The sequence below is a fragment of the Arthrobacter sp. 2RAF22 genome, from assembly GCF_052115325.1.
Classification (GTDB): Bacteria; Actinomycetota; Actinomycetes; order Actinomycetales; family Micrococcaceae; genus Arthrobacter.
Window position 1 is genome coordinate 119,519 of record NZ_JBFRGL010000004.1, and the last position, 14,581, is coordinate 134,099.

Consider the following 14,581-nt stretch of genomic DNA (forward strand, 5'->3'; position numbering starts at 1 on the left):
CGATGGTCGGGGCGGCAGCCCAGCGACGGAACCCCTTCATCAACACGTGCGAACTGGCAGCAGATGACTTTGCCGCTTGGGAACGGTCATCTGCTGCCAGTTCGCGCGGGGTTAAGGGACGACGGCGGCGCGCACTTAGCGCTGCCGGGCCACCCAGCGCACCGAGAGGGTGGTGCAGATGCAGAATGCGGTGACCGATCCGAGGATCACCAGGAGCGGCACGGTCCAGCTGCCGGAGATGCCGTGCACGTAGCCGATGACGGTCGGAGCCAAGGCCGCGAAGCAGTAGCCGATCCCCTGCACGACGGCGGACATCTTGCCTGCCGAAGCTTGGTCGCGCGCGAACTTGATGATGGCGATGAAGATGACCGTGATGCCGCCGCCCTGCGCTACTCCACCGAGGGACGACCATAGCCACCACCAGCCCGGGGCCAGCAACAAGCCCAAGGGCACCGTGAGCCACAAGGCACCCAAGGTGGCCGCCACCGCCGTCGTACTGGCGAAACGGGCGAGCAGCGGCACGCCGAGGCCACCGACTATCGCGAAAATCTGGAAGAGCGATGATCCCGCGCCGGCTTGCGCGGTGCCCATGCCCAGCTCGTCGGCCAGGAAGCTCGGGAGCCACGCGGTCACGCCGTAGTACGAGAATGCCTGGCCAGCGAAGCCGAGCGTCAGGCCAACGGTCAGCCAGCCAACCCCGGAAGCCTTGCCGCCCGCTCGTGAGCCGCCGGCGGCGGGCACAGCAGCGGGAACGAAAGCTTGCCGGGCGCCGACTGTGGGAATCCAGAACAGGATGGCCGCGAGGGCCAGCAGGGCACTCGCGGCGAGGGCAAGACGCCATCCCACGAGTTCCGCGAGCGGGGCCGTGGCCACCGAAGTCAGGAAGGACCCGATGTTCAGCGCTGCTGTGTAGACACCCATGGCGGTTGCCTGGCGTCGCGGTGCGAAGTCCCGGCGGATGATGAGCGGCACGGCGATGTTGCCGATCGTGATGGCGAGGCCGATAAGGACCGTACCCACCATGACCGGAACACCGCCGCCGCTGGAGCGGATCACGACGCCGGCCAGCACACCCACAAGAGTGAGCATCACAGCGAATTCGGCGCCGAGCCTGCGTCCGGCCATAGAGGCCAGCGGGGCGGCGAGCGAGAAGCAAAGCACGGGAATGCCCGTCAGCAACCCGAGTTCCACGGGGGAAAATCCAAGATCCCGTTTGAGGGAATCCACCACCGGCGCCACCGCGACGAAGGGTCCCCGCATGTTGAGGGCGATGAGGCCTATGCACGCAAGGATCAGCCAACCTCGGGGGACCTTGGCGAGGAATGGACCGGTCATGGGGCGCACTGCAAGGCGGGGAAAGTAGGCATCACCTTCATTGCTATCACGCCTCCACGGCGCGAACTGGCAGGCGATGACCCCAAAATCCGGGCAAAGTCAATTGGTCGTAGCAACGCGGGGGTTTATGCCGCGTGTAGCAGCTGGTTCAGCCGGTTGCTTGGAGCGTGGCTTCAATCACTGCCGGAGACAAAACGTGCTGGGTAACCATCTGGCTCGCACCGAGGATCGCGGCCTGGTCGCCCGCCATCGAGATGCCGATGCGCAGGTGCGAGGTGGCCAAGGGAAGGGAACGCCGGTAGACAACTTCGCGGATCCCGGCCACGAGGTGCTCACCGGCCTCTCCCATGCTGCCGCCAATCACGATCATGGAGGGGTTGAGCAGATTGACCACTGTTGCCAGGACATCGCCAACGTCGCGTCCGGCCTGCCGGAGTGCCTGGATGGCCTGGAGGTTTCCCTCGGCCACGAGCCGCAGCACGTCCCCGCCGTTGCTGGCCGGGAGTCCTTGGGCGTGCAGCTGGCGGGCGACGGCGGGTCCCGAGGCGAGTGCCTCGAGGCAGCCGTAGTTCCCGCAGCGGCAGAGCACGTCGTCGCCGCGGGGAACCCGGACGTGGCCGAGGTCCCCGGCCGTGCCGTTGGCGCCGCGCTGCAGCTCGCCGCTGCTGATAATGCCCGCGCCGATGCCCGTGGCGATCTTGATGAAGAGCAAATTGTCGTGGTCCGGCCAATACGCTGTGCGTTCGCCCAGTGCCATGATGTTGACGTCGTTGTCCACGAGGACTGGAACCGGCAGCGAGCGCTGCATGTAACGGACCACGTCGAATCCGTCCCAGCCGGGCATGATCGGCGGTTTGATCGGCCTGCCGGTGTCGTGTTCCACCGGACCGGGCAACCCGATGCCGATCCCGGCGAGGTCGTCAAGGCTGCGGCCGGCTTCGGTGAGAAGCTCCCGTCCTTCCGCCACCACCCTGCCAAGCACCACCTCGGGACCGTCTGCGACTTCCTGCGCGAGGCGGCGCTCGGCCAGGACTGTTCCACCGAGATCGGTGACCGCAACGATTACGTGCGTCGCTCCGACGTCGACCGCCAAGACAACGCGGGCCGCAGGGTTGAAGGCAAAGCGCGACGGCGGCCTGCCGCCACTGGAGCTTGCCTCGCCGGCGGGACCCACGAGTCCGGAGTTCATGAGGGCGTCGATGCGCGAGGCGACGGTGGAACGGGCCAGCCCGGTGGTGATGGCGAGTTCGGCGCGGGTCCGTGCCTGGCCGTCGCGAAGAAGCTGAAACAGGTCTCCTGCACGCGAAAGGCTCCCGGCGTCCTGTACGGAGCCGTCCTTGCCCGGGGCTTTTTCGGGTGCTGAAGTCATGCATCAGTGATAGCACGATTGCTTATGGCTGTCACGCAGCAAAAAGATTGTCGAATGATCTTCAACTTTTGCTTGCTCATCGACAAAAGTCGTCGTAGGTTGTTTGTGAGAAGGGTCACGTAGCCCACAAAGCCACGCTGAAACTCAGAGACTCCGTTTACGAAGAGGTAACTGATCTTGTCCAGCCACTCACAGGCAACACCGTTGGGATCACCAGGCCCCCTCGGCGTCGGCATCCTTGGCGCCGGCCCGGTCACCCAAGCAATCCACCTTCCTTCCCTGGCCCGGCTCCGGAACATCCTGGAAGTCCGCCACATCATGGACGTCGACTCCGCGGTTGCCGAATCGGTCGCAGCACGCGTCGGCGCCAAACACAGCACCAGCATTGACGCACTCCTGGGCGATCCCGACGTCGACATCGTCGCCATCTGCAGCCCCCACCAGTTCCACGCGGACCAAGTGATCGCCGCGTGCCGCGCGGGAAAGAAGGCCGTCCTCTGCGAAAAGCCCTTCGCCATGAGCGGCGAGGAGGCTGCCCGGATTTCGGCGGTCAGCGCGGAAACCGGCGTGCCGATCATCGTGGGCGCCATGCACACCTTCGATCCGGGCTGGCTCGCAGCCGAAGCCAACTGGGGCGATCTCCCCGAGAACGTCCACACCATCCGTTCTTCCATCGTTCTCCCGCCCAATGCCCGGTTCGAAGATTTCGCCACCGAAATCATTACCCGGCCAGCCAGCGGCAACCCTGACTACAGCGATATCGAGGTCATCAAGAACTTCCTGCGGGGCGGCATCATGGGCCTCGCCATCCACGACCTTCCGCTCGTCCGCCGCTTCACGCCGGATTTCGAAGACCTCGAGGTGCTGCAGGCACGCCACGTGCGGCCCTTCGGCTACGTGATTTCGCTGCGTTCTGGAAGACCGGGCGCAGGTGACCGGATCATCGAACTCAGGGCAGCCATGAACAAGACATGGAAGCCGGAATGGGTCTTCGAAGCGATCTCGGACGACGCAGCCCTTCGCGTGGACTTCACTCCTTCCTATGTACAGGCGGGTTCCGCGGTCGCAACCATCACCCGCGGAACCACAAGTACCACCTACGGACCGTTCGAGCACAACGGCTACGAGGGCGAATGGCGCGAACTCGCCCAACTGGCCCTCGGAACCAAGCAACCGCCGTCGGCCGAAAGCCTCATCAATGACCTCACCTTCGCGATAGCCATTGCCGACGCCACGGTGGACCTCGCGGCGGCGGAGCACGCAAACAGCCATGCAGGAGCCCGCTCATGAGCACCCAGTACACGGTCACTGCTACCCCGCAGGCGGAAGAGAGCGGCTCCGTAGCACTCGCGGTGGCTTCTCTTCCAGCGAGCTTCGGCCCGGTAGCAGCCGGGGAGGCCGCACGGATTTCCGCCATCGACGGCGCCGCGGGCTGGACCACCGAGGCCATCAAGGCGATCGACGGCGGAGCGTCGGGCATCGTCGTCGTCAACCCGGTCCCGGAAAACACCGCCGCCCTGCTCGACGCCGCTGAAGCGTCCGGCGTCGCGGTGGTCCTGGACCAGCGCTGGGCATCCAGCCCGGGTCTCGCCGGAGCCGAAGACGCCGTCCGCACGGTAGCCGGCCGCGCCGCCATGCTGGACACCGTCGCGACGGCCGCGGCAGGAACGGATCCGGAACGGCTGCTCACCGAGCACCTCGCCGCCGTCGTACGCGTCACAGGGCAACTGGACGCGCTTCGCCTCTTGCGCCGCGGCGCGCACGGCTACGCGGTTTCCGGGCGGCTCGCCAACGGAGCTCCGGTTTCGCTCCAAGGCGTGCTGAGCAACTCCCGGGCCGCCGGCGTCGACTTCCGCCTGTATACCGACGACGGCGGTGTCAGCATTGCTGTCCCGGAACCGCTTGCCGCCTGGCCGGCAGAAGTCCGCGCTACCGGGCAACAGGGGGAAATCCTCCTGCCAACGCTTTACGAATCCGCCCACCGCACCACCTGGCGCCGGCTCAAGGAACACCTCGACGCCGGTACTCTCCCCTCCGATCTGGCTGGCTTTGCGCGGCTGACGGAATCCATCGCGCACCTCTCCTGAACCTGCACCTCTCCTTAAACACGCAACCAGCACCATCGAGCGCAACAGAGCACCAAGCAATCATTAGCCTTCTCGACGACGAGCCGGACCGCACCAAACGCGAAGACCACGCAGCGGTCCCGAAAGGAATCATCATGAATGTTCAGTCCAAAGCCAGCCGCAATTTCTCCCGCAGGGGTTTCCTCGGCCTCACGGCGGCAGCAGCGGCTGTCCCCCTGCTCGCAGCCTGCGGAGGCGGCTCCAGCTCAAGCTCCAGCGCCGGTGGCGCGATCAAGTTCTGGGACATGCCATGGGGCACCCCGGCCTACAATGACGCCGCCAAGAAGATTGCAGAGAGCTACGTACCCACAGGCAGCAACGGCAAGGCCAGCTACCAGATCATCCAGTGGAACAACTTCTATCAGACCTTCTCCTCGGCCATCGCGTCCAAGACCGGGCCTGCGGTATCCACCGGTGGCGGTTTCCAGGCCTTCCAGTTCGAGCAGCAGGGCCAGATCGCCTACGCTGACAAGGTCATCGAGGCGCTCAAGAAGAACGGTCAGTTCGACGACTTCCTGCCGGGCGTGCTGGAGCCCTTCAAGACGGACAAGGGCTACGTCGCCGTTCCGTGGCAGCTGGACATGCGCCCGCTGTGGTACCGCAAGTCCCTCTTCGACCAGGCCGGCGTGGCGGTTCCGACCGACTGGCCCAGCCTGCTCGAGGCAGGCAAGAAGCTCAAGTCCATCGGTGCGGTCGGCTTCGCTACGGGTTCCGGCGCGGGCAACAACATCGGCAACCACTTGATGATCATGATGATGATCAACAACGGCGGTGGCGTCTTCACCAAGGACGGCCAGCTGGACGTCATGAACGACCGCAACGTCGAAGCCATTGAATTCCTGCTCGAGCTGGTCTCCAACGGCGTCGTCGACCCCGCGGCGGTCAGCTACACCACGGACAACCTCGATGCGCAGTGGAAGAGCAAGAAGGCTGCCTTCGGCATGTATGTGCTGGGCCTGCCGCAGCGCGTGGGCGACACCTCCGGAGACCTCCTGGTGGCAAGCCCGATGGCCGGTCCGCACGGCGACAAAGCAGCGTTGGTGTTCCCGAACAACATCATGATGTACAAGAACACCCCCTCCCAGGAGTCTTCCGAGGCCTTCCTGACCTACTACCTGGGCCAGGTCAAGGAGCTGTGGCGCCAGAAGCTGATGAACGGACTGCCGGTCTTCAAGTCCATCACTGAACTTCCCGAGTTTGCCGGCGATCCCAACAACGTCAAGATCGTCAAGGAATACCAGCCCATCGCGAAGACCTTCGCCGCGCAAGGCACCTCTCTCAACGCCAACCTCGCTGTCCTGGACGGCGGCCAGGCACTCAACCAGTTCACCCAGACCATCCTGACCGGAAAGACCGACGCCAAGACTGCACTCACGGCCTTCAAGACCGGCCTCGAATCCGTCATCAAGAAGTAAAGCCGTCGCCATGTCAACCACCACAACACAGTCCGGCCTCGCCCGGGCCCGTCGGGGACTCGCTCCCGGCGGGTCCGGCGGCGGGTCCGTAAACCGCAAGAGCAAACTGTCGGGGCAGACCAAGCGGACGTTCTTCTGGCTCCTGTTGCCCTCGATCGTCCTGCTCATCCTGATCAACGGCTACCCGCTGATCTACGCCGGCGTGCAGGCAACCCACGACGGCTCCCTCATCGACACCGGCAACTTCGTCGGCGTCGACAACTTCGCCACCGTCCTGTCTTCGCCCGCCTTCTGGAAGGCCGCACAGTTCACGCTGTGGTTCACGATCGTGGGCGTCTTCGGCTCCTGGCTGGTGGGCCTGGGCCTGGCACTGCTCCTGCGCACCAAGATCCCGGCGGGCGGCACCTTCAAGGTCCTGCTCCTCCTGCCCTGGGTGGTGCCGATCGTCGTGTCCTCCACCGCTTGGAACTGGCTCGTCGCCACCCCGGACAGCCTCATCCCCTCCATCTTCCGCAACCTCGGACTCGGCACACCGCTGTTCCTGGCCGACCCGCACCTCGCCGCCGTCATGGTCATGGTCTTCAAGGTCTGGGTCAGCTTCCCCTTCATGATGATGATGATCTCCGCCGCCCTGGCCTCCGTGGACACCACCGTCTACGAGGCAGCCAGCATGGACGGCGCCAGCAAGTGGCAGCAGTTCACCCAGATCACCCTGCCGATGATCGCCCGCTCCACGTACATCAGCTGGATCCTGATGACGATCTTCTGCGTCAACGACTTCCCCACCATCTACCTGCTCACCGGCGGCGGCCCCGTCGACGCCACGACCTCCCTCGTGGTCCTGGCCTACCGCAGCGTCTTCCAGGACTTCCAGACCGGTCCCGGCGTCGCGATCGCCTTCCTTATGACCCTCACCCTCGTCGTCGTGTCGGTCTTCCTGTACCGCCAGATCCGAAAGTCGAGCGTCGAATAATGAGCGCAGTACTCCACGCCCACCCCGAATCCGGACCCGCACTCGGTGTCGCGGGACCCGAGAAATCGCGCCGCGTCCTCTCCGAAGCAGGCATGCGCGGACGCTGGTGGCGGTTCGTCCTGATCCTTGCCATTACTGCGATCGTCCTCGTCCCGATCATGGTCACCGTCATCCTGGCCCTCACCCCGGGTCCGAACAGCACCGCTACCGGCCTGACGCTGGAAAACATCACCGGTGTCTTCTCCAAGACCCTCGCCAGCACCTGGTTGACCAACAGCCTCGTCACCACGCTTTCCACGGTGATCGTCGCCGTCGCCGTGGCCGCACCCGCCGGGTACGTCCTCTCCCGCGGCCGCTCGAAAGCCGTCTCCGGCTACTCCCTGCTGCTGTTCGTTATGCAGTCGCTGCCGATCATCACCTCGGTGGTGCCGCTGTTCATCCTCTTCGCAGGCATGGGACTCGTGGACAACCTGCTCGGCCTGATCATCATCTACGTCGGCTCGACAATGACCGTGGCCACGTGGATGATGGCGGCATACTTCGATTCCATCCCGGTCAGCCTCGAGGAGGCCTCGTGGATCGACGGCTGCTCCGTGTTCGGATCGTTCACGAAGGTGGTGCTGCGCAATTCCCTGCCCGGCATCCTGTCCACCGCGATCTTCGCCTTCCTCCTGGCCTGGAACGACTATCTCGTCGCGATCGTGTTCCTGCGCTCCAACGAGATCTTTACCCTGCCGGTGGGCGTGCAATCCTTCTTCCAGCAGAACATGACCGACTGGTCCGGCGTCATGGCCCTCGCCGTCGTCATGATGCTCCCGCCCATCATCGTTTTCGCCACGCTGAACAAGTACTTCAGCGTCGGCGGCATCGGCGGATCCCTCGCCGGCCGATAACCGAACCCTTTTCACGCAACTGACAACGCAAAGGAAAACCATGTCTTACTCCATCCAGCTGTACACCCTGCGCAATGCCATCCAGGAAGACCTGCCGGGCACCATCAAGAAGGTTGCCGAGATCGGTTACACGCAGGTTGAACCTTACAATTTCGTGGCCACGGCGAAGGAGCTCGGCGCCGCGTTGAAGGAGAACGGCCTCACGGCCCCGTCCGGCCACGCGCCGCTGCTGAGCCAGGACCAGGACGAGATCTTCGCCGCCGCCAAGGAACTGGGCATCTCCACGGTCATCGACCCGTACCTGCCTGCCGAACACTGGCAGAACGCCGAAGACATCCAGGCCACCGCTGCCAAGCTCAACGCCGCAGCCAAGAAGGGCGCCGAATACGGCATCCGCGTCGGCTACCACAACCACGCCTGGGAACTGGAGTCCATCATCGAGGGCCAGACAGCCCTGGAGTACTTCGAAGGCCTCCTCGACCCGGAACTGGTCCTGGAAGTCGACACCTACTGGGCATCCGTCGGTGGCCAGAACCCGGTGGAACTGCTCGCCCGCCTCGGTGACCGCGTGAAATTCATCCACATCAAGGACGGCCCCGGCACCACCGACACCAAGGCCCAGCAGCCTGCCGGCCAGGGCACCATCCCGGTGCTCGACGTCGTTGCTGCCGCCACCTCCCTCGAAGTGGGCGTCGTCGAGTTCGACGACTACGCCGGCGACATCTTCGAAGGCATCGCGCAGAGCCTCGCCTTCCTCCAGAACAACGCAGCACAGGACGTGAACGCATGAGCGCCGCAACGCACCAGTCCACCCCGTCCGCCCGCCGGGGACCCGTTGGCGTCGCCGTCATCGGCGCGGGCAACATCAGCAAGGCCTACCTGGACAACCTGACGGTCTTCCCGGACCTGAAGGTCCACGTCATCGCGGACCTGTTCGAGGAAGCCGCGGAGGCACGGGCCAAGGAATACGGCATCCCCGAGTTCGGTTCGCCGGAGCTGGCGCTCAACCATCCCGACGTCGAGATCATCGTCAACCTAACCATCCCGGCCGCGCACGTCGAGGTGGCCACGGCCGCCGTGAACGCCGGCAAGCACGTCTGGACCGAGAAGCCGTTCTCCCTGGACCGCGAATCCGGGCTGGCCCTGTTGAAGACGGCCGACGCCGCGGGGATCCGCCTGGGCTGCGCACCGGACACCTTCCTGGGCGCCGGACTGCAGACCGCCCGAAGGATCATCGAACGCGGCGACATCGGCACCCCGCTGACCGCCCTGACCATGTTCCAGACCCCCGGCCCCGAATCCTGGCACCCGAACCCGTCCTTCCTCTTCGCCCACGGCGCAGGCCCGCTCTTCGACATGGGCCCGTACTATGTCACCGCCCTGGTCCAAGCGTTCGGCTCGGTCCGCAAGGTCGCCGCCGTCGGATCCAAAGCCAAGGACGTCCGCGTGGTCGGTTCCGGACCCAAGGCCGGCGAGGAATTCCCCGTCGAGGTCCCCACCCACGTCTCGGCCATGCTGCAGTTCGAAGGGGGCGCGTCCTCGCACAGTGTCTTCAGCTTCGAATCCCCCCGCCTGCGGATGGGCTTCGTGGAGATCACCGGCACCGAGGGCACCCTCGAGCTGCCGGATCCGAACTACTTCGACGGCGACCTCAAGCTCTGGCGCGCCGGGGCCGAGGAAGCGGAAATCATTCCCGCGACGGGACCGGCCAACGGCCGCGGGATGGGCGTGCTGGACATGGCCCGGTCCCTGCGCGCCGGTGTCCCGCACCGCGCCCAGGGAGCCCTGGCCTACCACGTGGTAGATACCCTGGTCTCCATTTCCGAGTCCGCCGAAACCGGCACCTTTGTAGGCGTCGACAGCTCCGCCGTGACCTCCCAGGCCCTCCCCGAGGACTGGGACCCGATGGCCGCCACCCTCTAGGAATCCCTCATGACCAGCTCCGCCCCTACCCCCACCACCCCCCAGAACGGCGAACCGGGCAAGACAACCCTGGGTGTTGCCGCGATCGGCTACGCGTTCATGGGCAAGGCCCATTCCAATGCGTGGCGGAACGTGGCCAGCTACTTCGACGTCCCGGCCTTCGAGCAGAAAGTGCTCGTGGGCCGGGACGCGGAACAGGTCGCCGAGGCCGCGGCCAGGTACGGGTGGAGCGAGTCCGCCACGGACTGGCGCCAGGTGATCGAACGCGATGACATCCATATCGTGGATATCTGCGCCCCGGGCTGGATGCACGCCGAAATCGCCATCGCGGCACTGGAAGCGGGCAAGCACGTGCTCGTGGAAAAACCCCTCGCGAACACCCTGGCCGAGGCCGAAGCGATGACCGACGCCGCGCGCGCCGCCCGCGCGCGCGGCATCCAGTCCATGATCGGCTTCAACTACCGCCGCGTCCCGGCCCTGGCCCTCGCGAAGGAGCTCATCGCGGAAGGCCGGCTCGGCACCGTCCGGCACGTCCGCGCCGCCTACCTGCAGGACTGGCTCGTGGACGCCGAATCCCCGATGACCTGGCGGCTGAACAAGGAAACCGCCGGATCCGGGGCACTGGGTGACATCGCCTCCCACGCCATCGACCAGGTCCTCTTCCTCCTCGGGGACACCGTCACCGAGGTCTCCGGCCGGCTGCACACTTTCGTGGACAGCCGCCCGGGCGCGGACGGACTGGAACACGTCACGGTCGACGACGCCGCCTGGGCCACGCTGACCCTCGCCTCCGGGGCGGTCGCCTCGGTGGAAGTCTCCCGCATGGCCACGGGCAAGAAGAACTCCCTCACGATGGAAATCTACGGCGACAAGGGCTCGCTCCTGTTCGACCTGGAATCCATCAACGAGCTCGGTTTCATGGACGCCACCGTGCCCGTCCGGGAGCAGGGCTTCCGCCGGATCCTGGTCAACGAACCCGACCACCCCTACATGGACGCCTGGTGGCCGCAAGGCCACGTGATCGGCTGGGAGCACACCTTCACCCACGAAATCCGTGACTTCCTTGTGGCCATCGACGCCGGGACGCCGCCCTCGCCGTCGTTCGAGGAAGGCCTCGCCGTCCAGCAGGTCCTGGCCGCCATCGAGGAATCCGCCGACGCCAAGTCCGCCATCATCCAGGTCGCCGGCCACTAATAGCCCTGGCCTGAAGCACGCCCCGAAACTTTTCCCAAGGAGAACCCATGCCCCGCCCGTACACCCTGTTCACCGGCCAGTGGGCCGACCTGCCCTTCGAGGATGTCGCCAAGCTCGCCTCCGGCTGGGGCTATGACGGCCTGGAAATCGCCGTGTCCGGGGACCACCTGGACGCCTGGCGCTGGGACGAACCCGGCTACGTCGAGTCCAAACTCGCCATCCTGGACAAATACAACCTCAAGGTCTGGGCCATCTCCAACCACCTCAAGGGCCAGGCCGTGTGCGATGACCCCATCGACTTCCGCCACCAGGCGATCGTCGGGGCCAAGGTCTGGGGCGACGGGGACCCCGAAGGCGTCCGCCAACGCGCCGCCGAGGAAATGAAACACACCGCCCGCCTCGCCAAAGCACTCGGGGTGGACACCGTCGTCGGGTTCACCGGCTCCTCCATCTGGCAGTACGTCGCGATGTTCCCGCCCGTCCCCGAGAAAGTCATCGAGGCCGGCTACCAAGACTTCGCCGACCGCTGGAACCCCATCCTGGACGTCTTCGACGAATGCGGCGTCCGCTTCGCCCACGAAGTCCACCCCTCCGAGATCGCCTACGACTACTGGACCACCGTCCGGACCCTGGAAGCGATCGGGCACCGGGAAGCGTTCGGCCTGAACTGGGACCCCTCGCACTTCATGTGGCAAGGCATCGATCCGGTCTCCTTCATCTGGGACTTCAAGGACCGGATCTACCACGTGGACTGCAAGGACACCAAGCTCCGCCCCACCGGCCGGAACACCGTCCTGGGCTCCCACCTGCCCTGGGGCGACCCCCGCCGCGGCTGGGACTTCGTCTCCGCCGGACGCGGCGACGTCCCCTGGGAATCGTCCTTCCGGGCCCTCGCCGCGATCGGCTACAACGGCCCGATCTCCGTGGAATGGGAGGACGCCGGCATGGACCGTCTCCACGGCGCCCCCGAAGCCCTCGCCGCCCTCAAGAAGTTCGACTTCCCGCCCTCCCAAACCAGCTTCGACGCCGCCTTCAGCCAGGACTAAGGGATGTCCGACGTGAGCAATGACGGGTTCGTCCCGCTGTTCGACGGCGTCAGCCTGGCCGGATGGCACGCCGCACCTCGGATCTACGGTTCGGTATATCCCGGCGGGCCGAGCGTCCTTGAGCATTTCGATAGCCTGGGACTTGAGCGCCCCGTGGAACCGGAGAAGCATCCTGCCCGCTGGAAGGTTGAAGACGGCGTGCTTGTCGGCGAGCAGGACGCCCCCGGGAGCGGCTACGGCGGCTACCTGGTCAGCGACCAGGCGTTCGGGGACTTCGAATTGCTCCTTGAGATGCGCCCCGATTGGCCTGCGGATACCGGCGTGATGATCCGGCGTCAACGGGACAGCTGGGAAGGGTTCCAGGTCCTCGTGGACCATCGCCCGTCCGGCGGAATCGGCGGCTTCTTCGGCAACGGACTGGCGAGTTTCTCGGCGGTTCCGTTCGCGATCGACGTCGTCCGCGACGACGCCGGCCGGCCCACCGGCCTTGTTGCCGACAACCCGGCCACCTCTGTGGAACCGGTCACGAAAGCGAAGCGCGACCGGCTCAGCTACGCGGCCGACGTCGACGATTTCCTGAAAGTCTGGCGCTGGGACGACTGGAACGAATTACGGATCCGCTGCGTGGGTGCCATGCCGGTCATCACCACCTGGATCAACGGCGTCAAGATCGCCGAACTCGATACCGCCACCCTGGAATCGCCCAATTACGACGCCGACGCGGTCTTCGAGGTGCTGGGCGACCGCGGGCACATCGCCCTCGAAGTCCACGACAACGACTCCATGTTCGGCGAAGCCCGCTGGGGTGTCGGGGCGCAATGCCGGTGGCGGAACATCCGGATCAAGGAACTCCCGGCCGGCTCCGGCGGGGGCTCACAGTGATACGGACCCTCCAACCCGGCCAGCGCTGCGAAGTATGGATCGCCTCTGTCAGCGGCACTTCCGAGCTCGTCTTTGCCACGGAAGATCTGCTGCTGGAGGCACCGAACTGGACGCTCGACGGCCGGGCCCTCATCCTCAACGGAGACGGTGCGCTGTGGCGGTTGGATCTTTCCGGGGAACTGGACACAGGCGGACTCGAAAAGATAGCTGTCACTGGCATTCCGGACCTCAATAACGACCACGTCCTCGCACCCGGTGGCGCCACCATTTACCTCTCGGCGAATGACGGCCACATCTACCGCGCGGCCCTCGACGGCGGGGAAGCCACCAGGATCACGGACGACGACGGGTGGTTCCATTTTCTGCACGGCGTCAGCCCCGACGGAAAGACGCTGGCCTACGTCGGAATTGAAGCCGGTGACTTCACGCAGCCGGGCCGGCTCATCACGATTCCTGCAGGGGGCGGCCAGACCACCGCGATCGACGTCGACGGCCACTGCGATGGTCCCGAGTATTCGCCCGATGGGGACTGGCTGTACTTCAATACCGAAGCCTTCACGGACCAGCCGGGCCACGCCCAGCTTGCCCGGGTGCGGACCAGCCACGCAAGCGGGCCGGAGCGCCTGCTTGAAAGCGACACCGTCGATTGGTTCCCGCACCTCTCACCCGACGGGCATCTGGCCAGCTACATCCGCTTCCCCGGCGGGACGGTGGGCCATCCCGCCGACTTGCCGGTCGACGTCGTCGTTGTTTCCACGAGTGACTGGGCGACGCCGTTCCACACCTGGCCCCTCTTCGGCGGCCAGGGAACCCTCAACGTCAACAGCTGGTCACCCGACTCGGAGCGGTTTGCTTTTGTTGCCTATCCCATCAATCTCTGAGAAGAGGCACCATGAATGACGTCCCCGCCCTTGAAGCATTGGAAGCGCTCAAACGCCAGGAAGAGGAGCTGGTTTTCACCTCGTTCGACCATGGAGACGCGTGGAGGCTCGGCTCGCGGCTCGCGGGCATGGCCCAGGCGGCCGGCCATGCGGTCGGCATCGACATCCGGCGCCCCGGGCTCATCCTTTTCCGCGCTGCGCTACCCGGGATCACACCGGACCAGGAATCGTGGATCGCCCGGAAATCGGCTCTCGTTTTGCGGATGGAAGCGAGCAGCGCACTCGTCGAAGCCCGGTTGTCCTCCGCCGGTATCGATCCGGTGGCCACGGGGTGGCTCGGCGCCGACTATGCCGTGACAGGGGGCTCGTTTCCCGTTCGGGTCCGCGGCGTCGGTGTGGTCGCGGCGGTCACTGCGTCAGGCCTTTCATCGCAGGAGGATCATGACCTGATTGTCGAAGGGATCCGCCAACATCTCGCAGCCTAACCAGGAACTCCTATCAAAAAATTGTTGAACAATTCCTCCGCGTGATGCATCATTGGGTG

The 14,581-nt window shown here is 65.5% G+C and carries 14 protein-coding genes; 12 read left to right on the top strand and 2 right to left on the bottom strand.

The features are described from left to right. Window positions 1-135: 135 nt before the first annotated feature. Window positions 136-1,335 carry an MFS transporter gene (locus AB4068_RS05980; protein ID WP_441432913.1) on the bottom strand — a complete coding sequence of 400 codons (1,200 nt, stop codon included), beginning with the start codon at window positions 1,333-1,335 and terminating at the stop codon, window positions 136-138. 148 nt (window positions 1,336-1,483) lie between these two features. Further along, window positions 1,484-2,704, bottom strand: coding sequence for an ROK family transcriptional regulator (locus AB4068_RS05985; RefSeq protein ID WP_284988674.1), 1,221 nt, complete (start codon window positions 2,702-2,704; stop codon window positions 1,484-1,486). Between the two features lie 177 nt (window positions 2,705-2,881). Here AB4068_RS05985 and AB4068_RS05990 point away from each other — a divergent pair, with 177 nt between their 5' ends. From AB4068_RS05990 to AB4068_RS06045, 12 genes are all read left to right on the top strand, one after another. Continuing rightward, the gene (locus AB4068_RS05990) at window positions 2,882-3,994 is read left to right on the top strand and encodes a Gfo/Idh/MocA family protein (RefSeq protein WP_441432914.1); all 1,113 of its coding nucleotides are present in this window, start codon (window positions 2,882-2,884) and stop codon (window positions 3,992-3,994) included. Beyond that, on the top strand, window positions 3,991-4,791 hold the full coding sequence (locus AB4068_RS05995) for a hypothetical protein (RefSeq protein ID WP_441432915.1): 801 nt from the start codon (window positions 3,991-3,993) through the stop codon (window positions 4,789-4,791). Before AB4068_RS05990 ends, AB4068_RS05995 begins: the two co-directional genes overlap by 4 nt. 134 nt (window positions 4,792-4,925) lie before the next feature. Continuing rightward, window positions 4,926-6,245, top strand: a complete 1,320-nt coding sequence (locus AB4068_RS06000) for an ABC transporter substrate-binding protein (protein ID WP_441432916.1) — start codon at window positions 4,926-4,928, stop codon at window positions 6,243-6,245. Between the two features lie 10 nt (window positions 6,246-6,255). Continuing rightward, complete coding sequence (locus AB4068_RS06005) at window positions 6,256-7,218, top strand: carbohydrate ABC transporter permease (protein ID WP_059388541.1); 963 nt, start codon at window positions 6,256-6,258, stop codon at window positions 7,216-7,218. Next, window positions 7,218-8,111: a carbohydrate ABC transporter permease gene (locus AB4068_RS06010; RefSeq protein WP_059388540.1), complete on the top strand. Its 894-nt coding sequence runs from the start codon at window positions 7,218-7,220 to the stop codon at window positions 8,109-8,111. The genes AB4068_RS06005 and AB4068_RS06010 overlap by 1 nt, the downstream gene beginning before the upstream one ends. A 40-nt stretch (window positions 8,112-8,151) precedes the next feature. Next, complete coding sequence (locus AB4068_RS06015; protein WP_441432917.1) at window positions 8,152-8,901, top strand: sugar phosphate isomerase/epimerase family protein; 750 nt, start codon at window positions 8,152-8,154, stop codon at window positions 8,899-8,901. After that, a complete protein-coding gene (locus tag AB4068_RS06020; protein ID WP_306963269.1) occupies window positions 8,898-10,034 on the top strand; it encodes a Gfo/Idh/MocA family protein in 1,137 nt (378 codons plus the stop codon). The genes AB4068_RS06015 and AB4068_RS06020 overlap by 4 nt, the downstream gene beginning before the upstream one ends. Window positions 10,035-10,043: 9 nt before the next feature. Continuing rightward, window positions 10,044-11,228 carry a Gfo/Idh/MocA family protein gene (locus AB4068_RS06025; RefSeq protein WP_441432918.1) on the top strand — a complete coding sequence of 395 codons (1,185 nt, stop codon included), beginning with the start codon at window positions 10,044-10,046 and terminating at the stop codon, window positions 11,226-11,228. 47 nt (window positions 11,229-11,275) lie between these two features. Further along, window positions 11,276-12,274 carry a sugar phosphate isomerase/epimerase family protein gene (locus AB4068_RS06030; protein WP_307052849.1) on the top strand — a complete coding sequence of 333 codons (999 nt, stop codon included), beginning with the start codon at window positions 11,276-11,278 and terminating at the stop codon, window positions 12,272-12,274. A gap of 12 nt (window positions 12,275-12,286) precedes the next feature. Beyond that, window positions 12,287-13,156, top strand: coding sequence for a 3-keto-disaccharide hydrolase (locus tag AB4068_RS06035; RefSeq protein WP_441432919.1), 870 nt, complete (start codon window positions 12,287-12,289; stop codon window positions 13,154-13,156). Continuing rightward, the gene (locus AB4068_RS06040; protein ID WP_441432920.1) at window positions 13,153-14,037 is read left to right on the top strand and encodes a TolB family protein; all 885 of its coding nucleotides are present in this window, start codon (window positions 13,153-13,155) and stop codon (window positions 14,035-14,037) included. Before AB4068_RS06035 ends, AB4068_RS06040 begins: the two co-directional genes overlap by 4 nt. An 11-nt stretch (window positions 14,038-14,048) precedes the next feature. After that, complete coding sequence (locus AB4068_RS06045) at window positions 14,049-14,522, top strand: heme-degrading domain-containing protein (RefSeq protein ID WP_284988664.1); 474 nt, start codon at window positions 14,049-14,051, stop codon at window positions 14,520-14,522. Window positions 14,523-14,581: the final 59 nt, after the last annotated feature.

Bases quoted from the DNA above. Each gene is read 5' to 3' on its own strand.
- AB4068_RS06025 (WP_441432918.1), top strand. From the start codon at position 10,044: ATGACCAGCTCCGCCCCTACCCCCACCACCCCCCAGAACGGCGAACCG.
- AB4068_RS05985 (WP_284988674.1), bottom strand. From the start codon at position 2,704: ATGACTTCAGCACCCGAAAAAGCCCCGGGCAAGGACGGCTCCGTACAG.
- AB4068_RS06000 (WP_441432916.1), top strand. From the start codon at position 4,926: ATGAATGTTCAGTCCAAAGCCAGCCGCAATTTCTCCCGCAGGGGTTTC.
- AB4068_RS06030 (WP_307052849.1), top strand. From the start codon at position 11,276: ATGCCCCGCCCGTACACCCTGTTCACCGGCCAGTGGGCCGACCTGCCC.
- AB4068_RS05980 (WP_441432913.1), bottom strand. From the start codon at position 1,335: ATGACCGGTCCATTCCTCGCCAAGGTCCCCCGAGGTTGGCTGATCCTT.
- AB4068_RS06010 (WP_059388540.1), top strand. From the start codon at position 7,218: ATGAGCGCAGTACTCCACGCCCACCCCGAATCCGGACCCGCACTCGGT.
- AB4068_RS06020 (WP_306963269.1), top strand. From the start codon at position 8,898: ATGAGCGCCGCAACGCACCAGTCCACCCCGTCCGCCCGCCGGGGACCC.
- AB4068_RS06005 (WP_059388541.1), top strand. From the start codon at position 6,256: ATGTCAACCACCACAACACAGTCCGGCCTCGCCCGGGCCCGTCGGGGA.
- AB4068_RS06015 (WP_441432917.1), top strand. From the start codon at position 8,152: ATGTCTTACTCCATCCAGCTGTACACCCTGCGCAATGCCATCCAGGAA.
- AB4068_RS06045 (WP_284988664.1), top strand. From the start codon at position 14,049: ATGAATGACGTCCCCGCCCTTGAAGCATTGGAAGCGCTCAAACGCCAG.
- AB4068_RS05995 (WP_441432915.1), top strand. From the start codon at position 3,991: ATGAGCACCCAGTACACGGTCACTGCTACCCCGCAGGCGGAAGAGAGC.